This window comes from Rhabdothermincola salaria (assembly GCF_021246445.1).
Classification (GTDB): domain Bacteria; phylum Actinomycetota; class Acidimicrobiia; order Acidimicrobiales; family Acidimicrobilacustridaceae; genus Rhabdothermincola_A; species Rhabdothermincola_A salaria.
The window spans coordinates 1,107,096-1,126,079 of sequence record NZ_JAJQXW010000001.1; the positions used below are offsets into that span (position 1 = coordinate 1,107,096).

The following is an 18,984-nucleotide window of genomic DNA, read 5'->3' on the forward strand; positions in this document are numbered from 1 at the left end:
GCGCACCCCGTTCGGCCGGGGCATCGGGCCCGGGGCTCACCATCCGAGTGCCGACGGCGCCGGGGGTAGCCTTCGGGCCACGCCCCTGTAGCTCAATCGGATAGAGCGGCCGGCTTCTACCCGGCAGGTTCCGGGTTCGATTCCTGGCGGGGGCACACCGAGGCGCAGCCATCCCCGCACCACCGGTTTCGTCCCGGCGGCTCGGTCCGCGTAAGCTCGCCAGTCCCATGGTGGGCGTAGCTCAGCTCGGTTAGAGCGCCAGGTTGTGGCCCTGGAGGTCGGGGGTTCGAGTCCCCTCGCTCACCCCATGGAGGTGGTGGCACCCACCGTTCGCGATGGGTGCCACCACCGCCACCGCAAGGACGTACACTCGACAACCCACATGCGCCTCTAGCTCAATGGCAGAGCAACGGACTCTTAATCCGCAGGTTCTGGGTTCGAATCCCAGGGGGCGTACCACCGAATCACCAGCGAGGCCCGGGCCCAGCGCCCGGGCCTCGCCGCGTTCTCGTCTCCGACACCGACCGGGCCCTGACGAGTACGGTGCCGCCGATGCCGGAGGCTCCCCGTCCCCTCGAGCGCGTCGTCCTGGTCGCCGCCACCAACCGCAGCGGCAGCACGTTGCTGTGCCGTGCGCTCGCCGCGACCGGACGGCTCGGGGCACCCGCTGAACCTCTGACCTTCCGCAACCTCCGGGAGAACCGCTCGGGCCTCGGTCCGGTGCATGTCAAGCCGAGAGCCCGGGTCGGGCAGCTGCGGCGCCGGCTCGCCGGCCGACCGGACTGGAGGGACCTGGGGCAGTCGGCCTTCACGTCGCGAACGGCGCGTCGGGTCCTCGACGGTGTGGCCGACCGGCACACGAGCGACGACGGTGTCCTCGCCCTCAAGGTGATGTGGAGCGACTACTCCGAACTCTTCGGCTCGCACGGGTTCGACGCCGGCTACTGGGAGCGACCGGTGAGCTGGGTGCGGATCCGGCGCGACGACCGGCTCGGACAGGCGTTGTCGTGGAGCCGGGCGATCAGCACGGACCAGTGGACGGCGGCGATGGCCTCCCGGTCCGAGCCCACCTACGACCGGTCGCAGATCGAACGCTGCCTCGAGCGCATCGAACACGAGGAGACCGGCTGGGACGGCTACTTCGCCGACCACGCCATCGAGCCCTTGACGGTGACCTACGAGGACCTCGACGCCGACTACGAGGGCACGGTTCGCACCGTCTTCGACCACCTGGGCGCAGCCGACGCGCCGCTTCCCCCACGGCTGCTCGAGCGGCAGGCCGACGACCTCACCGCCCAGTGGCGGGCCCGCTACCTGGCCGAGTCCGGCGGGAACGCCCCCGTGGCCTGACGACGACCCCCCACGACGTGCTAGGAACCGTCCCGGCATGCGCGTCCTGTACCTCTCGGCGGCCTACCTGCCCCACGTCGGCGGCATCGAAGTGCTGCTCCACCAGATCTGCCGACAGCTGCGCGACCACGGCCACGCGGTGGAGATCGTGAGCGCCGACGCCCCCGCTCCCGACGAGGTCGACGGGGTGCGGGTCCACCGTCTCGACGTGCAGACGCCGATGCGAGCACGGGACGTGCGCGGGCTCCATGCCCTGCACCGCCGCCTGCGTGAGGTCATGACGGCGTTCCGACCCGACGTGGTGCACTCCCACGACATGGGCGCCCTGCTCTGGCTCCACCAACGAGCAACCCGGAGCTCGCCGGTGCCGCTCGTGGTCACCGTGCACAACGTCATGACCCGGCACCTCCAGGGCGCCGCGGGTGCCCAGGTGCCGATGGGACAGATGCTCGAGAAGGCCGACGTGGTCACCGCGGTCTCCGAGCATGCCCTCGAGGACACCCTGTCGTACGTGCCAGCGCTCACCGGCCGCATCCGGTACCTGCCCAACGGGGTCCCGTCGCCCCCGGGCCGCGAGTCCGACGTGGTCGCCGACCCGCGACAGGTCGTCTTCGTGGGCCGCCTCACCGCACAGAAGGGCGTCGACGTCCTCCTCGACGCGATGGCACAGGTGGCGGCGGTCGCCCCGGATGTCCGCCTCCTCGTCGTCGGCGAGGGGCCCGACGGCGCTGCGCTCCGGGCGGTCGCCTCCGACCTCGGCCTCGGCGGCACCGTGCGCTTCCTCGGGCGCACCGGCACCGCCACCGTGGCGGCCCTCATGGCCCGGAGCGCCCTCGTCGTCATGCCGTCGCGGTACGAGGGCCTGCCCCTCGTCGCCCTCGAAGCAGCATGGGCCGGTCGCCCGGTGCTGGGCACCCGGGTGCCGGGCCTGAGCGAGGCGGTGGTCGACGGTGGTACGGGCGTGCTGGTGGCGCCCGAGGACCCCTCGGCCCTGGCCCGGGCCATGGTCGATCTGCTGGCGGCGCCCGACCGCCGCCGCGAGCTCGGCCGGGCGGCCCGACGTCGCGCCGAACAGAAGTATGGCCTCGAAAGGTGCGTCGAGCGCTACGAGACGATCTACCGTCAGCTCGCCGTCCCGGCGCACTGACCATCCGACCCAGGAGCACCGATGCCCCAGCAGATCCGGATCGAGCCGGCGGTGAACCACGAGCGTCTCGACGACGAGGTCATCGCCATCAACATCGAGAGCGGCGTGTACTTCGCCATGGACGACGCGGCGGCCGATTGCTGGACGGTCGCCGTCGACGGTGGCGGCATCGACGAGATGGTGGGGGTGCTCACGATCCTCTATGACGTCGACGAGGAGCGGGCTCGAGCCGACGCCGCTGCGTTCGTCGCCACGCTCGTGGACCAGCGTCTGGCCCGACTGGCCGGCGATCGTCCGGTTGCGATCGCGCTGCCCGACCCGCCGCCCTCCGGGCGCCGGCGCTACGCGCCACCCGAGCTCCAGGGCTTCGACGACCTCGAGGAGCTCTTGCTCATCGACCCCATCCACGAGGTCGACGACGCCGGCTGGCCGCTCCCCGTCCAGGGCGATGGGGCCTGACGCCAGCGCGGCCCCGACCCGTGGTCGCCCGGCCGCGGCCGCAGTCGACGAGTTCGTCGATGCCCTCGCCGAGTGCGTCGATCGGGCCGCGGGGGCCACCGCCGAGGTGGAGACACGAGCACTCGATCTGGGCGGTCACGGTCTCGCCATCCGCATAGCGGGCCGGGGCCTGGCCGCGATCCTGGACCCGGCCCTCGCCCATGCCCACACCGCTGTCGAACGCCAGCCCGACCTCCGCATCGACTGCTGGGACCGAGCCGTCACCGGCGTCGCCCCGCCCTCACCGCCCTGGGCGCTGACCGACTTCCTGCCCACGGGTGCCGTCCGCGGTCACGCCGAGGACCGCGTCCGCGTCAGCTACGACCGGTGGATGCGCATGCTCACCGTCTACGACCGGGATCGGGGCCGAGCCTTCCTCCACGTCGCTGACGCCGACGACGTACCCGTCTGGGTGCAGCGATCCCCGATGCGCCAGCTCTTCGGCTGGTGGGCGGCCGACCACGGCATGGCCCTGCTGCACGCGGGAACCGTCGCCACCGACCACGGAGCGGTGGCGCTGGCCGGGGCCAGCGGTTCCGGCAAGTCGACCACGACCCTCACGTGCATGGCGGCGGGCATGGGGTTCATGGGCGACGACGCCTGCCTGGTCGACTGGAACCCGGCCGCGACCGCCACCACCCTGTTCGGTCTGGCCAAGCTCGAGCCGGACGCCTTCGAGCGGATGGCCTCCGTGCGGCACCTCGCCGTCGGTGGCGACCCGTCGCAACCGTTGCTCGACCCGTCCGCCCACATCGTCCCGCACGCCCCCCTGCGGGCCGTGCTGCTGGTGTCGGTCGCCGACGACGGTGTGACATCACTCGAGGACGTGTCGCCGAGCGACGCCCTGCACACCCTCGTAATGGGGTCGCTCGACGAAGGTGGGGCCACCACCCTCACCGGGCTGCGACGGGTGGCCACCGAGTTTCCCTGCCGGCGCCTCCGCCTGGGCTCGGATCCGGCGGCCATCGTCGACGCGGTCGACGCAGCCGCCCGAGCGGGCCCGTGACGGTCGCCCTGTCGGCCAGTGCGGTCAGCGTGGTGATGGCCGTGCGCGACGGCGAGCGCTACCTGGACGAGGCCCTCCGCAGCCTCCTCGACCAGACCTCACCCCCGGGCGAGATCGTCGTCGTCGATGACGGATCGACCGATGGGACCCCCGCCATCCTGGCCTCGTTCGGTCCGTCTCTGTCGGTCCACACCCGCCCACCGGAGGGGTTGGCACCAGCACTCAACCTCGGCGTCGACCGGGCCCGGCGGCCCCTGCTGACGTTCCTCGACGCCGACGACGTGCTCACACCGACGTCGATCGAGCGCAGGGTCGCCCACCTCGCCGACCGCCCCGACCTCGACGCGGTGTTCGGACACGTCCAGCAGTTCGTCAGTCCGGACCTGGCGCCGGCAGATGCGGCTCGGTACCGGTTCGACGCGGCGCCCACCCCCGGGCGCCTGCTCTCCACCATGCTCGTCCACCGACCGGCGTTCGACCGGATCGGACCATTCGACCTCGCGCACACCCGGGCGCCGGGGCCGGACTGGCTCGCCCGCAGCATCACCGGAGGTCTCCGCAGCGCTGACGTCGACGACGTCGTGATCCGCCGTCGCCTGCACACCACCAACATGAGTCGCGCCGAAGCCCGTAGCGGGAACCGCCACCTGCTCGGCGTCGTGCGCGCGCACCGGCGTCGACGAGCCGAGCAGGCGGCCGGCGAGGAGCAGGCATGAACGCCGACGAGATCGTCGCGGGCATCGATCCCCACCACCGCCAGATGCTGGTGGCGGCTCTCTGCCCGGAGCCCGAGGCCAGTGATGCGTGGCGGGCCTGGCGTGCCGCGGTCGACTTCGACGACATCGACGACGCCACCCAACGCCTCTTGCCGCTGGTCGCCCGGCGCCGCGGCGTGATCCCCGACGACGATCCGGTGCGCCGCCGGGTCCGTGGCCTCTACCGGCAGGCCTGGGTCCGCAACCACCGCCTCTGGCACCAGGCACTGCCCCCCATGGCCGCGTTCGAGGCCCGGGCCATCCCCACCCTGCTCATGAAGGGCGGTGCGCTGTTGCCCGTCTACGGGGGCGACTGGGGGGCCCGGCCGATGTACGACATCGACGTGCTGGTCCCCGACGAGCGCTTCGACGAGGCCGCCGACGAACTCACCTCGCTGGGCTGGACCCCCGAACAGGGCGAGCCCGTCGAATGGGTGGGCCAGCGCATGCGCCCCTTCCTCAACGGCTGGGGCTTCCAGTCGGGCGAGCACGGCCACCTCGACCTCCACCACCATGCGCTGGCCGGCTCGATGTGGACCCACGCCGACCGCGCCTTCTGGGAGGGCTCTGTCGTCATCGACGTCGCCGGCACCCGCCAGCGGGTCCTGCAACCCGCCGACCTGCTGGTGCACCTGCTCCTGCATGGCGTGCAGTTCGACAACAACCCGCCCGTGCAGTGGATCGCCGACGTGGTCCACGTCGCCCGGTCCACGCCGGTCGGCGTGCTGGCGCCGCGCTTCCTCGCCCAGGCCCGCACCCATGGCGCCCTCCGGGTCGCCGAGGCCGGCCTGGGAGCGGTGCTGGACCTCACCGGCGAACCCACGGTCGAGCCGATCCTGCAGGCCGTACGGGGCCAGAGCTCCTACCTCGAACGCCTCCGTCACCATCGGGGCCCGGCCGCGCGCCCCCTGCTCGACCTCTCCCGCAACGCCACCGGAGGGGCGGGTCCCATCCGAGGGGCGCGCGACCTCGTCCACCGCCGCCTCGAGCTGCACCTCGTGGCCCATCCCACCGCCGCCCTGGCCCGGGCCGCATCGGGACGGTCAGCGACGGTCGGCCGCGCCCTGCGCCGAATCAGCGGACCGATCGCCCGAGTGCCTCGTCCCCCCGACCACGACCTCGTCCTGCCCACCGACCTCGATCTCACTCAGCCGTCGACCCTCAACCGGTTCGGGGGCCCGGGGTGGTGGAAGTCCACACCGGAGGGCGCCGTGACCATGGGTCGCGAGTCCTACCTCGTGCTGAGCCTTCCTCGCGCCGCCCACGGCCGGGCGCTGACCGTGCAGCTCGACGCCGCCAGCCTGGACGGGCCCAAGGCGGTCGAGGTGCTCGCCGACGACACCGTGGTCGCCCGGGCCGTCGTGGGCGATCAGCCCCAGACCGTCTTCGCGACCGTGGTGCCCCCGCTGGCCGGGCACGCTCCGACACTCGACCTCGTCGTTCGGGTCGCACGACCGGGCCTGCGCCCTCGGCCGGCGGTGAACCTCCGGGTCCTGGGCGCCGGCATCGCCCTGGCACCCAGTTCGCCAGACCGCTGACGACATCCCGGCCACGAGAGCTCCACGCCCCCGGCCCGCGCACCCGGCCCGCGCACCCGGCCCGCGCCGCCGCTCCCGATCCCGGCGCACCGCCGCCCCGCAGGCCCGACAGGGGCCACGACGGTCCCCGATCCGGCCGGTGGCGCTCACTACGCTGACCGACACCTTCGAGGCTCGCCGGTGTCGGCGTCCGCCCCCCTCCGCGACTGGGAGACTTCGTGCAGCACGCCACCGACGTGGGCACCGACCCCGACGACGCTCTGGCCCGTAGCGAGACCCGCTTCCGTCGGGCGTTCTCGCATGCGCCGTTCGGGATGGTCGTGGAGTCGGCCGATGGGGTCCTGCTCGAGGTCAACGACGCCTTCGCGGCCATGCTCGGTCGGCACCCTCAGAGCCTCATCGGCTGTCGCGACGACGAGTTGGTCGTCGACGACGACCCCGCTCAGGTCCTGGCCTGGACCATCAACGGCGAACCCGACGTGGTCGTCACCGATCGCCGCTATCGCCACGCCGACGGACACGTCGTGCCGGCCCGCTGCACCAGCCGCATGGAGCGCGACACCCAGGGTCGGATCGACGGCCGGCTCACCCACGTCGCCGACCTCACCCGGCTACGGGCCGCCGAGGACGCGCTGGCCACCAGCGAGGCCCGCTTCCGTCGGGCGTTCGACGAGTCGCCCATCGGCATGGGCTTGTCCTCCGGCGACGGGCGCCTGCTGTGGGTGAACGATTCGTTCTGCGTCTTGCTCGACCGCACGTGGGCCGAGGTGGTCGGGCGCCGAACGGAGGAGTTCATCCATCCCGACGACGTTCGCGTGGCCTCACGCACGACCCGCCGACTGATCAGCGGCGAGACCCCGAGAGCCGAGTGCGAGATGCGCTACGTGCGCCCCGACGGGTCCCAGGTCTGGGCCAGGTTGTCGATGTCGACGCTGTCGGATCCCGACGACGACGAGCCATCGCTGGTGTTGGCCCAGGTGCTCGACATCACCGCGGCCCGCGAGGCCGAGGCCCGCCTGGCCCACCAGGCCAGCCACGATGCCCTCACCGGCCTCCCCAACCGGATGCTCCTCCTCGACCGGCTCGGCCAAGCCCTCTTCCGGCGGGACCGGCTCGGCCACGAGGTCGTGGTGCTGTTCCTCGACCTCGACGACTTCAAGATCGTCAACGACGGGCTGGGTCACGCCGCCGGCGACGAGTTCCTCGTCGAAGCGGCCCGTCGGCTGCGCCAGTGCGTGCGCCCCACCGACACCGTCGCCCGCCTCGGGGGCGACGAGTTCGTGATGGTCTGCGAGATCGAACGGGTCCACCAGGTCGCCGCGCTGTGCGATCGGGTGGCCTCCGCGCTCGGAACTCCGTTCGACCTCGACGGTCGGTCGCTCTCGATGAGCGCCAGCATCGGGGTCGTGGTCGGCGACGACATCCACTCCCCCGCCGAACTGCTCCGCGACGCCGACGTGGCCATGTACCGGTCCAAGGCGGACGGTCGGGGCCGGTCGACGCTGTTCACCGAAGGCCTCCGAGCCGAGGCCGTCGAACGCCTCGAGCAGGAGGCCGACCTGCGGGTGGCCCTGCGGGAAGGCCAGCTGGCCGTGCACTACCAGCCCGTGGTCTCCTGCACCGACGGCTCGGTGCACGGGGTCGAGGCGCTCGTGCGCTGGCACCACCCCGAACGGGGACTGCTCCTTCCGGGCGACTTCCTGCCCGCGGCCGAGCGCAGCGGGATGGTGGTCGAGCTCGGCGCGTTCGTGCTCACCACGGCATGCCGCCAGCTGGGGGCATGGCAGGCCGAGGGTCGACACCTCACCGTGAGCATCAACGTCTCACCTCGCCAGCTCCTCGACGGCAACGTCGTCGACCAGGTGCTGAACCAGTGCGCCGCCGCCGGCGCCGACCCAGAGGGCCTCATCCTGGAGCTGACCGAGAACGCCCTCATCGAGACGCTCAGCTCGGCCGGAGAGCGCCTCCGGCCCCTGCGCCGGGCGGGTGTGGCCGTGGCGCTCGACGACTTCGGCACCGGCTACAGCTCACTGCAGTACCTGCGAGACCTGCCCGTCGACCTCGTGAAGATCGATCGCACCTTCGTGCGGGGGTTGGGGTCCGAGGACGACGGTGCCCTCGCCGAGGCCATAGTCCGGCTCGGGGCCGCACTCGACCTGACCACCGTCGCCGAAGGCATCGAGGATCCCGCTCAGCTCGAGCGGCTGCGCGCCATGGGCTGCGGCTACGTGCAGGGGTACCTGATCGGTCGTCCTGCGCCCGTCGAGGAGCTCGATCTCACGCCCCGCTGGTAGTCCCGGACGCGCCGACGGCCGGCACGGGCCGGCCGTCGGGTCTCTCGGATCGTCGTGATCAGCGACCGCCCAGGGGGCGTCGCGTCACTTCTTGGCCGGAGCCTTCTTGGCCGGAGCCTTCTTGGCCGGAGCCTTCTTGGCCGGAGCCTTCTTGGCCGGAGCCTTCTTGGCCGCGGTCTTCTTGGCCGGAGCCTTCTTGGCCGCGGTCTTCTTGGCCGGAGCCTTCTTGGCCGCGGTCTTCTTGGCCGGAGCCTTCTTGGCCGCGGTCTTCTTCGCCGCGGTCTTCTTGGCCGCGGCCTTCTTCGCCGGCTTCCCGGTGGCCACCGTGTCCTTCAGCGACTTGAGCGGGGTGATGCGAACGGCCTTCTTGGCCGGCACCTTGACCGCCGCGCCCGTCTGGGGGTTGCGAGCCATGCGGGCCCCACGCTGCACCCGGGCGAACTTGGCGAAGCCGGTCAGCACGACCTGCTCACCGCCGGCCACTGTGTCGGTGATCGTGCCGATGGCCTCGTTCAAGACCGCCTCGACCTCGGTGCGGTCCTTGTCGAGCCGCACGGCGATCGCGGCGGCCAGCTCTCGTTTGTTCACGCTGTCTCCTCGTTCGGACTGGTCCCCGAGATCGGGGTCATCGATGGGTGAACGACCCAAAGCATGACGCAGTTTCGCCACTCGGGCGCGGCAATCACCAGCAGAGCTCAAGACCTCAGCCAGAGAGGACCCCAACCCTGACGCCTCGCCGGGGCCATGAGCCCCCTCATCATCCGGCCACCGGCCACCCTCCAGAAGGGTCGACGACCCTCCCCTCGGGCCCGCGGTCAGACGGTGAGGACGACCTTGCCGAACTGCTCACCGTCGAGCATGCGGGCGAAGCCGGCGCGGGCCTCGGCCAACGGGCGCACCGAGTCGATCAAGGGCCGCACCCCGGTCGCGTCACAGAACGAGATGAGCCGTTCCAGCTCGGCGCGCGTGCCCATCGTCGAGCCGATGACCGACCGCTGGAGGAAGAAGACCTGGGCGAGGTCGGCACTCGGATCGTTGCCGCTGGTGGCCCCCGCCACGACCAACGTCCCTCCCGGACGGAGAGAGCGCTGTGAATGGCTCCACGTGGCCGCCCCGACCGTCTCCATGACCGCGTCCACCTTGGCGGGTAGCCGCTCGCCGGACTCGAACGCGCGGTGCGCCCCGAGCTCGAGGGCCCGCTCCCCCTTCCCCGGATCTCGGCTGGTGACCCAGACCCGCAGCCCGGCGGCCCGGGCCAGCAGGACCAGAGCCGTCGCCACCCCACCACCCGCCCCCTGGACCAGCACGGTGTCGCCCGGACGGAGGCCGCCACGGGTGAACAGCATGCGGTACGCGGTGAGGTAGGCCGTCGGCAGGCAGGCGGCCTCCTCCCAGGACAGGGACGGGGGCTTGGGCACGAGGTTCCGACGAGGGACGGCCACCCGCTCGGCCAGCGTCCCCGGATGGCGTTCCGACAGCAGGCTGCGGCGAGGATCGAGCGTCTCGTCCCCGCCCCCGGCGTCGGGGTCCCCGATCACGGCGTGCACCACGACCTCGTTGCCGTCCGGGTCGACGCCGGCCCCGTCGCAACCCAGGATCATCGGGAGCTGCTCGTCGCGCAGACCCACGCCCTGCAGGCTCCAGAGATCGTGGTGGTTCACGGCCACGGCCTCGAGCTCGACCACCACCCACCCCTCGGGAACCTCGGGCTCGGGGCGGTCGCCCACCTCGAGGGCGGCGAGAGGGTCGTCGGCATCGAAGCGGGCGGCGGTGACAGCGAGCACGAGAACGTCTCCATCAAGTCGACGGTGGGTCGCAACGAGTCTGACATCGCCCGGCGGGCGCACGATCAGGTCCCCGCGGTCGTCACCGGTTCGACGACGTACCCCCGCGCGAGGCCGACGTACCCGCCCCGGATCGCGTCGACCACGGACGAGCCGGCCCCCACGGGCCCGAACGGTTCAGATGACCCCGACGGCCAGCGGTGGGTTCTCGGATTGGGCCACACCGCCTCGCACCTCTTCGGTGAGGGCGTAGGTGGTGAAGCCGGCCTCGCCCACCGGGAAGGCGGCCACGGTGGGAGCACTGCCCAACACCCCGAGGGAGATGACCCGCTCGTCCTCGATGCCCCAGAGCTGGTAGGTGCGGTCCTCGGGCAGAGAAGGCAGCGACCCGAGCAGGAAGCCGGTGCCGTCGGGGAGCACGACCACGGTGGCGGTCGCGTCGCCCCCTTCGGGCGGGGCGAGCGAGACCTTGGTGGCCTCGGGGTCGGCCATGGCCTGACCGGCCGCTCGTTGCAGGTCGATGGCGGCCACCTCACGGCTCATGTCGTCGAGGCGATCCTCTTGGCGGGCCACCACGATGCCGAGCACGAGGATCACCGCGGCGGCCACGCTCACGGCCGCCACGAGGGTGCGAGTCACGACCCGGCGGGAACGACCCGACAGCGGCACCACCTCGGCGTCACCGTTGCTCGTGGACTCGGCCGTGACCGGTTCGGGGCTCGACGCCGCCGGCGTCGTCGTGCCTCGGCGTCGGGCGACGTCGAGCTCCGCGGGGCTGAGGCGCATGGCCGGCGCAGCATCGTCGAGCGCGTCGACGATGCGGTCCCACACCCCCTCGGGGGCGCGTGACCCTCCACCGGCCATCCACGACGCGACCTCGAGGTGACCGGCCAGCTCGTCGCGGCAGCGCGGGCAGACCGCCAGATGGGCCTCGACGAGGCGGCGCTCGTCGGGGTCGACGGCATCGAGGGCGTAGGCGCCCAGGAGCTCTTCGATCTCGGCCACGGGGATATCTGGTCCGCTCATCGCGCCACCTCGAGGTCGGACGGGTCGAGCATGCCCCGCATCTTCTTGAGGCCCGATCGGATCCGGCTCTTCACGGTCCCCTCCGGCTCGTCCAGCATGGCGGCCACTTCGCGGTAGGTGTGCCCGCCCAGGTAGGCGAGCTGGATGGCCCGTCGTTCGTTCTGGTGGAGCTGGGCCATGGCCACCTTGACCCGCTCGGCGACGGCGAGGTCGAGGACCTCGAGCTCGAGGTCGTAGCCCGCCTCCGCGGTGCGCTGGGCGTCGCGCTCCTCGCGTCGGCGACGAGCTCCCTCCGAGCGCAACAGGTCGACGGCCCGGCCGTGCCCCTGGGCGAGGAGGTACGAGCGCAGGGCGCCCCGCTCGGGGTCGAACTTGTCGGGGTCGTTCCAGAGGCGCAGGAACACCTCCTGGACGACCTCCTCGGCCAGCGTGGGCTCACCGAGGAGCCGCCGGGCGAGCGCGAAGACGGCGCCGGCGTGACGGCGGTAGGCCTCGGCGAGCGCCTGCTCGTCGAAGCGGCTGATGGCGATCACCAAGACGGCGTCGCTGGAGGTCGACAACGGGTCCGTGGGCATGGTCGCTCGTTCTTCGGAGCCGTGGGAGCCCTCGGATGAGGTCTCTTCGGTCACAGGGGTTCCCGGTCGAAGCAGCTCACGACCTCGACGTGGTGGGTGTGGGGGAAGAGGTCCACGACCACGGCCTCGACCAGGCGGTAGCCCTCCTCGGCGAGCAGGGCGACGTCGCGCCCCGCCGAGGCGACGTCGCAGCTCACGAGCACCAGCCGAGCGGCACCGGTGCCGGCGAGCACCTCCACGCCACGGCGCCCCAGGCCCGAACGGGCCGGGTCGGCCACGACGACGTCGGCCCGAGGCGCCCGGAAGCGCTCGACGGCCGAACCGACCACCCGGACGGGCAGGCCGCTGAGGTTGTGGCGGGCGTCGGCCACCGAGGAGCGGTTGCGCTCCACCGCCAGGCCCCGCCAGCCGCTCGCGCCGGTGGGCCCGGCGGGGTCGAGGAGGGCCCCGCTGAACAGACCCACCCCGCAGTAGGCGTCGACGAGCGTCGCCGGACCGTCGCCTCCTCCCGGGGCGGGGTCACCACCGGTCGACAGCACGTCGGCGGTCATCTCGCGCACGACGTCGACCAGCGCACGGGCGCCATCGGCCCGGGTCTGAAAGAACGAGCCCGCCGAGATCCGCCAGCGACGACCGGCCAGCTCCTCGTGGATCCAGGCCCGCCGACCGGCGGCCAGCTCGTCGGCGCCGACCACCACGACATCGTCGGGCAGGCTCACCGCCGTCGCGGTCGGTCGGACGAGGGCCAGGCGCTCCCCGGTGGACGCGCCGACCCGCAGCACCACCTCGTCGGCCTCCCCGAAGCGGCCCTCGGCCACCAGCTCGTCGAGCAGCGGATGGGCCACCACACAATGGTCGAGCGCCACCACGTCGTGGCTGGCGAGAGCCCGCAACCCCGCCCGGCCGTCGGTGACGGCGAGGCGCATCGTGGTGCGGAACGCCTCCTCGGCCAGGGCCGGACCGGCGCGCACCTCGGGCGCGGGGACGCGGCCCAGCCGACGAAGGCCGTCACGGACCATCTCCACCTTGGCGTCGCGTTGGTGGTCCGGGTCGAGCAGGGCCAGGTCGCACCCACCGCAGCCGTCGTCGACGTGCGCGCAGTGGGGGGCTCGGCGCCCGGGGGACGCCTCCACCACCTCGACGGTCTCGGCCCGGTCGACACCCTTCGAGGTGGAGGTGAGCCGCACCCTGACGCGCTCGCCCGGATAGGCCCCCTCGACCAGCACCACCTTGCCCTCGGGCCGACGGGCCAGCGCCACCCCCCCGGCCACCAACCGCTCGGCGGTGACCACGAACGACTCGCCACCGGTGCCCGGCACCGCGCCGGGCGCCGCCACGGCCGCGGACGGAACGTCGCCGGGGGTGAGGGGGTCAGGGGGCAGGGCCACCTCGGCAGCGTAGGCGGGTAGGGTCGATCGGCCCGCGCCCCTCTCCGCCGCCCAGAGGCAACCCATGACCGACTTCCCCTCCCCCCGCCCCGTCGAGATCGTGCCTTCGGTCCTCCCAGCCGACTTCGCCCACCTCGGCGACGCCTGCCTCGACCTCGAGAAGGCCGGGGTCGACCGCATCCAATGGGACGTCATGGACGGCAACTTCGTGCCCAACCTCACCTTCGGCGCCGACGTGATCGCCGCCACGCGTCCGCTGGTGAGCATCCCCTTCGAGGCCCACCTCATGGTCGAGGAGCCGACCTGGATCCTCGACGCGATGGTCGACGCCGGGTGCCGGCTGCTCATCGTGCACGCCGAGGCGTGCCGCCACCTGCACCGCACGCTCGGGCACATCCAGGAGCTGGGCGCCGCCGCCGCGGTCGCCCTCAACCCGGCCACCCCCGTCCAGGACGTGGCCCACGTCCTCGACCTGGTGGAGATGGTCCTGGTCATGACGGTGAACCCCGGCTTCGGAGGACAGGCCTACATCGCCACCATGGAGCCCAAGATCGCCGAGCTGCGCACGCTCGTCGCCGAGGGCGGCCACGACGTCGACATCGAGGTCGACGGCGGCATCGGCCCGGCGACCATCGCGGGGGCCGCGGGGGCGGGCGCCAACGTGCTCGTCGCCGGCAGCTCGCTCTTCCGCGATCCCGAAGGCCTCGGGCACGCCACCGCCGAGCTGCGGGAGCTGGCCGTCGCCGCCCAGCGCAGCTGACATGGCCGGCAGCCGCCGTGGGCGTCGGACCCTCGCCTCGTGCGCGCTGGCGGCAGCCGTCCTGACCGCCTGCAGCGACGAACCGGAGCCGTCGGTCGCCGCCCTGTGCCGCGAGCTCGAGGTCGCCGAGGGGCTCGACGAGAGCCTCGCCGTGGCCGACGCCGAAGCGTTGGAGGGTCAGGCCGCCGCCCTGCGGCGCGCCGTCTCGGTCGCCCCACCCGACATCGAGCCGGCGGTGAGCACGCTGAGCCTGGCCATCGACGACCTCACGGGCCCGCTCTCCACCGCGACCGGCGACCGTCGCGAGACGCTTCGCGAGCTGCTGGCCGCGACCGAGGACCGGGCCGAGGCGCTCACGGCCGCCGGACGCTCGCTCAGCGAGTGGAGCGCGACCAACTGCGGCCTCGACCTCGACTCCGGCACCACGGTGCCGACCACGCCGGTGCCGACCTCAGCGGCAGGGGGAGCAACGACCGAGGGCACCGACGAGGCGCCGGCCCCCTGAGGCGCCGGCGCCCGCCGCGCTAGCTCAGCTCGCCCCGCTTGAAGATCACGTGGTCGACCAGGCCGTACTCCTTGGCCTGCTCGGCGGTGAACCACCGATCGCGCTCGGAGTCGGTCTCGATCTGCTCCACCGACTGGCCCGAGTGGTGAGCGATGCGCTCGGCCATCAGCCGCTTGATGTAGGCCATCTGCTCGGCCTGGATGGCGATGTCGGAGGCCTGGCCCTGCACCCCGCCCAGGGGTTGGTGCATCAGGATCCGGGCGTGGGGCAGGGTGTAGCGCTTGCCCTCGGCCCCGGCGGTGAGGAGGAACTGGCCCATGGACGCCGCCAGACCCATGCAGATGGTGCCGACGTCGGGCGAGATGAACTGCATGGTGTCGTAGATCGCCATGCCCGCGGTGATGACCCCACCGGGGGAGTTGATGTACAGCCAGATGTCCTTGTCGGGATCCTGGCCCTCGAGGTACAGCAGCTGAGCGACCAGCTGGTTGGCGACCGTGTCGTTCACGTCGCTGCCGAGCACCACGATGCGCTCCTTGAGCAACATGCGGTAGATCTCCGCACCCGGGTCGGAACCAGCGGTCTGGGCCAGCGGTGCGAGCGGCGGATGCTCCATCGGTCTCCTTGACGACACACACCCGAGGCCGGGTGTCACGAACGAACGGCGGGCCGCAGACGACCCGGAACCCGCAGGCTACCGCCGTCGATGCTCCCGGCCTCCCGGGGTACCGTGGCAGGACCACGAGCGAGCGTGGCGGAACTGGCAGACGCGTCGGGTTTAGGTCCCGGTGTCCTCGGACGTGGGGGTTCGAGTCCCCCCGCTCGCACCCGACTCATGGCGGCGCGGAGCGCCGCCATGTGGCGGCGATGCGGCGCGTGCCCGCCCTCAGCAGACGCGATGGCGCTGACGGTGGTGGGGCTTCACGGTGGGCGCCGCGGGAGGGTTGGCCTCGAGGTGCTCGATGGTGGCATCGAGGTCGGCGAGCAGGTTGTCGGCCATGTCGCGGCTGAACCCCTCACGGATGACGACGCGCAGCACCGACACGTCGTCGACCTTGGGCGGCAGCGTGTAGGCGGGCACGATCCAGCCCCGCAGCCGGAGGTGCTCGCTGATGTCGTGACAGCTGTAGGCCCGCTCCCCCTTCAGCCGGACCGTCACCAGCGGGAGGGCCTGGTCGGACGAGACCACCTCGAAGTGCTCGCTGGCCCGCGCCTTGGCCGAGAGGTCTCGGGAGATGTCGAGCAGCCCGTCCATGATCCGCCGGTAGCCGTCACGGCCCAGGCGGATCAGGTTGTAGTACTGGCCGATCACCTGGCTCGAGCCCTTGGAGAAGTTGAGGTCGAAGGTGATCTGGTCGTTGCCGAGGTAGTTGTCGTGGAAGAGCAGCTCCTCGGGCAGGTCGGCCTGATCTCGCCACACCGCCCATCCCACGCCCGGGTAGACGAGGCCGAACTTGTGGCCCGAGGTGTTGATCGACCGCACCGACGGCAACCGGAAGTCCCACGCCAGGTCGGGGTAGGCGAACGGGGCCACGAACCCGCCGCTGGCGGCATCGACGTGGATCGGGACCTGCCAACCGGTACGAGCGTTGAGCTCCTGCAGGGCGGTGTCGAGCTCGGCGATCGGCTCGAACTCACCGGTGTAGGTGCTGCCGAGGATGCCCACCACGGCGATGGTGTTCTCATCGACGAGGGCGATGGCCTCGTCGACCCCGATGACGGTGCGGCCCGGCGCCATGTCGACGTAGCGGGGTTCGACGTCGAAGTAGCGCACGAACTTCTCCCACACCACCTGGACGTTGGCGCCCATCACGATGTTGGGACGGTCGGTCGGCTGTCCGGCCGCCGCACGACGGTTGCGCCAGTTGACCTTGAGGGCCAGGCCACAGAGGTGGATGGCCTCGGAGGAACCGACCGTCGATGTGCCCATGGCCTGCTCACCGGAGGACGGGGCGTGGAAGAGATCGGCGATGATGCTGACGCAGCGACGCTCGATCTCGGCGGTCTGGGGGTACTCGTCGGCGTCGATGAAGTTCTTCGGGAGCGTCTCGGTCATGAGCTTGGTGACCTCGGGCTCCATCCACGTCGTCACGAACGACGCCATGTTCAACAGTGGGTTCCCGTCGAGGCTGAGCTCGTCGTGGATCAGCTGGTAGGCCGCCTGCGGCTCCATCTCCACGTCCGGTAGGCGAAACCGGGGGATCGGTTCGATCATGGTTCGGCTGCCGAACAGCGGAGCGACGGTGGCATCGACGGCGTCCTGCACGTGCTCGGAGAGCATCTGGCTCCTCCATGGGCTCGGACCGCGGCGCCGAGGGCGCCGGAGTCGGCGGGGCCACCGATGGTGGCATGCCCATGGATCGAGCGGGCGGACGGTGGCCGACCCGTCGAAGCGGTCAGCTGGTGGCGAACATGGCCACGACGGCCACGGAGTTCACCACGGCGTGGGCGACGATGGCCGGGCCGAGCCGTCCCTCGGCCCGCACGACCAAGAGGGCGAAGACCGCCCCGTAGGACGCCGTCACCGCCACGATGAACAGCCCCGAGAAGCTCAGGGCGTTGGCGTGGAAGAAGCCGAACACGATCGAGCTGAGGGCCACTCCGGCCGGCAGGCCCCAGCGTCGCCCGACGGCCCGCAACATGAGGCCCCGGAAGAAGAGCTCCTCGGCGACGGGGGTGGCCACCCCCACCAGGAACCACAGCGCCAGCGCTCCGAGAAGCCCCGGTGAGCTGGGCAGGAAGTCGGCGTTGGTGGGCGATTCATCGCCCGAGATGATCGTCCACAGCAGCCCCCCGGCGACGGACACCGCGAGCGCACCCAACCCACCGAGCAGACCCCACCCGACGTCGATCCAACGGACCTGGAGTCCGAAGTCGCGGGCCAGGCTGCGCTGGCCCTTGCGGTAGGTGGCCACCATGGGCCAGCCGACGAAGCCCACCCACCCGGCCACCAGGGTGAACGCGATCGCGCCGAGGCTGAGCTCCCCCACCTCACCGGTGTCGAGGTCGATGGCACCGGAGGCGACGATCGCGATCGCGGCCACCACGCCGCCGGCGAGCCACAGCACGAGGCCATAGATGACATCGCCCATCCCCCAACGGATCGTGGGCACGGGTGGGGCGCCGGCCGGTGCCGCCGGAAGAGGGCCGTACGGAGGAGGACCCGACGGGTAGGGCGCCGGCACGTTGGGGGCCGACGGCGGCGCGCTCGGTCGTGGCGTGCCCCACGGTCCGTTGCCGGGGGGTGGTGGGGGCGGGGGCGGCGGAGAGCCCGGATCGGTCACCCCGACAGTCTGCCCGCGTCCGTGGCCCAGCCGACCGTCGCGCGGAGGCGTCAGGCCAGCTTCATGAACATCTTCTCGACCTCGGCCAACGGGTAGCCGTCGGCTTCGGCCTTCTCGGGTTCGGTCACGCAGTAGGTGAGACCGGCGGCGACCAGCCTGAAGCCGGCCTGCTCGAGGGCTCGGGTGGCCGCCGAGAGCTGGGTGACCACGTCACGGCACTCGCGTCCCTCCTCGAGCATGCGCTCCACGCCCTGCACCTGACCGGCCACGCGCCGCAGGCGGGTCCGGACGTCGGCGATCACGTCCTCGGGGATGTCCATGGTCGGGTTCCTTTCTGAGGAAGCTCGGGGGGAGGCTTCCCGGGTGCCGGGTCCCTGTCCGGCATCGTCCAGCATATACCCCGCTGGGTATGTTCGGAAGGGATCGTCGCGACAGAACGGGAGCTCAGGAGGGTGGGGATCGATCCTCGGACGGCTCCCCGCCCTCGGCGCCGAGCAGGGCGGCGAGCGTCCGGAAGGCCCGACCGCGATGGCTGATCGCGTGCTTCTCGGACGCCTCCATCTCGGCGAACGTGCGGCCGTCGCCCTCGTCGGGCACGAACACCGGGTCGTAGCCGAACCCCTGGTTCCCCCGCGGCTCGGCGGCGATGTGGCCCTCGACGACCCCGTGGGCGATCACCTCGAGGCCATCGGGCCAGCGCACGAGCGCCACCGTCCGGAACCGGGCCCGCCGGTCGCGTGCGGACCCGACCCCACGCACCTCGAGGTCGCGGAGGAGCTTGGCCACGTTGGCGGCCTCGTCGCGCTCGTCGCCGGCGAAGCGGGCCGAGTGCACCCCGGGGGCCCCATCGAGGGCGTCGACTTCCAGGCCGGTGTCGTCGGCCACCGCGGCCCGACCGACGGCCTCGGCGATGGCCACCGCCTTGAGCCGGGCGTTCCCCTCGAGCGTGTCGGCGTCCTCGATGACGTCGGGCACCGTGGCGGGCCGGGGCTCGAGGTCGACGCCCGCCGGTTCGAGGATGGCGGCGATCTCCGCCACCTTCGCCGGGTTGGCCGAGGCCGTGACGAGTCGCAC

At 72.2% G+C, this 18,984-nt stretch carries 19 protein-coding genes and 4 tRNA genes; 13 read left to right on the forward strand and 10 right to left on the reverse strand.

All coding sequences use genetic code 11. The annotated features are described in order from the left end of the window. The first annotated feature begins 81 nt into the window (after positions 1-81). The 10 genes from LUW87_RS05180 to LUW87_RS05225 all read left to right on the forward strand — a co-directional run bounded on the left by LUW87_RS05180 (position 82) and on the right by LUW87_RS05225 (position 8,588). Positions 82-155: transfer RNA gene (locus LUW87_RS05180), tRNA-Arg, on the forward strand. Positions 156-230: 75 nt separating this feature from the next. Continuing rightward, positions 231-308, forward strand: a tRNA-His gene (locus LUW87_RS05185). A gap of 76 nt (positions 309-384) precedes the next feature. Next, positions 385-459 (forward strand) — tRNA-Lys (locus LUW87_RS05190). A gap of 93 nt (positions 460-552) precedes the next feature. Then, positions 553-1,350, forward strand: coding sequence for a Stf0 family sulfotransferase (locus tag LUW87_RS05195; RefSeq protein WP_232670010.1), 798 nt, complete (start codon positions 553-555; stop codon positions 1,348-1,350). Between the two features lie 37 nt (positions 1,351-1,387). Next, positions 1,388-2,497 (forward strand): glycosyltransferase family 4 protein, encoded by a 1,110-nt coding sequence (locus tag LUW87_RS05200; RefSeq protein ID WP_232670011.1) that lies wholly within the window; start codon positions 1,388-1,390, stop codon positions 2,495-2,497. A gap of 21 nt (positions 2,498-2,518) precedes the next feature. Next, positions 2,519-2,956 (forward strand): PqqD family peptide modification chaperone, encoded by a 438-nt coding sequence (locus tag LUW87_RS05205; protein WP_232670012.1) that lies wholly within the window; start codon positions 2,519-2,521, stop codon positions 2,954-2,956. Beyond that, positions 2,946-4,001 carry a phosphoenolpyruvate carboxykinase (ATP) gene (locus LUW87_RS05210; RefSeq protein WP_232670013.1) on the forward strand — a complete coding sequence of 352 codons (1,056 nt, stop codon included), beginning with the start codon at positions 2,946-2,948 and terminating at the stop codon, positions 3,999-4,001. Before LUW87_RS05205 ends, LUW87_RS05210 begins: the two co-directional genes overlap by 11 nt. Next, entirely contained in the window at positions 3,998-4,717 is a 720-nt protein-coding gene (locus LUW87_RS05215) for a glycosyltransferase family 2 protein (protein WP_232670014.1), read from the forward strand. The genes LUW87_RS05210 and LUW87_RS05215 overlap by 4 nt, the downstream gene beginning before the upstream one ends. Next, positions 4,714-6,294 (forward strand): nucleotidyltransferase family protein, encoded by a 1,581-nt coding sequence (locus LUW87_RS05220; protein WP_232670015.1) that lies wholly within the window; start codon positions 4,714-4,716, stop codon positions 6,292-6,294. Before LUW87_RS05215 ends, LUW87_RS05220 begins: the two co-directional genes overlap by 4 nt. A gap of 218 nt (positions 6,295-6,512) precedes the next feature. Next, on the forward strand, positions 6,513-8,588 hold the full coding sequence (locus LUW87_RS05225) for a putative bifunctional diguanylate cyclase/phosphodiesterase (RefSeq protein WP_232670016.1): 2,076 nt from the start codon (positions 6,513-6,515) through the stop codon (positions 8,586-8,588). 84 nt (positions 8,589-8,672) lie between these two features. On the opposite strand, the gene LUW87_RS05230 is transcribed toward LUW87_RS05225, so the two are convergent. The 5 genes from LUW87_RS05230 to LUW87_RS05250 all read right to left on the reverse strand — a co-directional run bounded on the left by LUW87_RS05230 (position 8,673) and on the right by LUW87_RS05250 (position 13,361). Then, complete coding sequence (locus LUW87_RS05230) at positions 8,673-9,176, reverse strand: HU family DNA-binding protein (RefSeq protein WP_232670017.1); 504 nt, start codon at positions 9,174-9,176, stop codon at positions 8,673-8,675. A gap of 227 nt (positions 9,177-9,403) precedes the next feature. Beyond that, on the reverse strand, positions 9,404-10,372 hold the full coding sequence (locus LUW87_RS05235; protein ID WP_232670018.1) for a zinc-binding dehydrogenase: 969 nt from the start codon (positions 10,370-10,372) through the stop codon (positions 9,404-9,406). A 177-nt stretch (positions 10,373-10,549) separates the two neighbouring features. Then, complete coding sequence (locus tag LUW87_RS05240; RefSeq protein WP_232670019.1) at positions 10,550-11,398, reverse strand: anti-sigma factor; 849 nt, start codon at positions 11,396-11,398, stop codon at positions 10,550-10,552. Next, a complete protein-coding gene (locus LUW87_RS05245; RefSeq protein WP_232670020.1) occupies positions 11,395-11,973 on the reverse strand; it encodes a sigma-70 family RNA polymerase sigma factor in 579 nt (192 codons plus the stop codon). Before LUW87_RS05245 ends, LUW87_RS05240 begins: the two co-directional genes overlap by 4 nt. A gap of 50 nt (positions 11,974-12,023) precedes the next feature. Next, on the reverse strand, positions 12,024-13,361 hold the full coding sequence (locus LUW87_RS05250) for a class I SAM-dependent RNA methyltransferase (protein ID WP_232670021.1): 1,338 nt from the start codon (positions 13,359-13,361) through the stop codon (positions 12,024-12,026). Positions 13,362-13,425: 64 nt separating this feature from the next. Here LUW87_RS05250 and rpe point away from each other — a divergent pair, with 64 nt between their 5' ends. Both rpe and LUW87_RS05260 read left to right on the forward strand, forming a co-directional pair. Further along, the gene (gene rpe, locus LUW87_RS05255) at positions 13,426-14,121 is read left to right on the forward strand and encodes a ribulose-phosphate 3-epimerase (protein WP_232670022.1); all 696 of its coding nucleotides are present in this window, start codon (positions 13,426-13,428) and stop codon (positions 14,119-14,121) included. Between the two features lies 1 nt (position 14,122). Further along, the gene (locus LUW87_RS05260; RefSeq protein WP_232670023.1) at positions 14,123-14,626 is read left to right on the forward strand and encodes a hypothetical protein; all 504 of its coding nucleotides are present in this window, start codon (positions 14,123-14,125) and stop codon (positions 14,624-14,626) included. Positions 14,627-14,645: 19 nt separating this feature from the next. Here the strand turns inward: LUW87_RS05260 and LUW87_RS05265 are convergent, their stop codons facing one another. Then, positions 14,646-15,242, reverse strand: a complete 597-nt coding sequence (locus LUW87_RS05265; protein ID WP_232670024.1) for an ATP-dependent Clp protease proteolytic subunit — start codon at positions 15,240-15,242, stop codon at positions 14,646-14,648. A gap of 129 nt (positions 15,243-15,371) precedes the next feature. Between LUW87_RS05265 and LUW87_RS05270 the strand changes: the two genes are divergently transcribed. Beyond that, positions 15,372-15,453: transfer RNA gene (locus LUW87_RS05270), tRNA-Leu, on the forward strand. Positions 15,454-15,512: 59 nt separating this feature from the next. Here the strand turns inward: LUW87_RS05270 and gad are convergent. From gad to rdgB, 4 genes are all read right to left on the reverse strand, one after another. Further along, entirely contained in the window at positions 15,513-16,907 is a 1,395-nt protein-coding gene (gene gad, locus LUW87_RS05275) for a glutamate decarboxylase (RefSeq protein ID WP_232670025.1), read from the reverse strand. Positions 16,908-17,022: 115 nt separating this feature from the next. Beyond that, positions 17,023-17,718 (reverse strand): CPBP family intramembrane glutamic endopeptidase, encoded by a 696-nt coding sequence (locus tag LUW87_RS05280; RefSeq protein WP_232670026.1) that lies wholly within the window; start codon positions 17,716-17,718, stop codon positions 17,023-17,025. A 242-nt stretch (positions 17,719-17,960) separates the two neighbouring features. After that, positions 17,961-18,230, reverse strand: a complete 270-nt coding sequence (locus LUW87_RS05285) for a metal-sensitive transcriptional regulator (protein WP_232670027.1) — start codon at positions 18,228-18,230, stop codon at positions 17,961-17,963. Between the two features lie 124 nt (positions 18,231-18,354). Beyond that, positions 18,355-18,984 carry an RdgB/HAM1 family non-canonical purine NTP pyrophosphatase gene (rdgB, locus tag LUW87_RS05290; protein WP_232670028.1) on the reverse strand — a complete coding sequence of 210 codons (630 nt, stop codon included), beginning with the start codon at positions 18,982-18,984 and terminating at the stop codon, positions 18,355-18,357.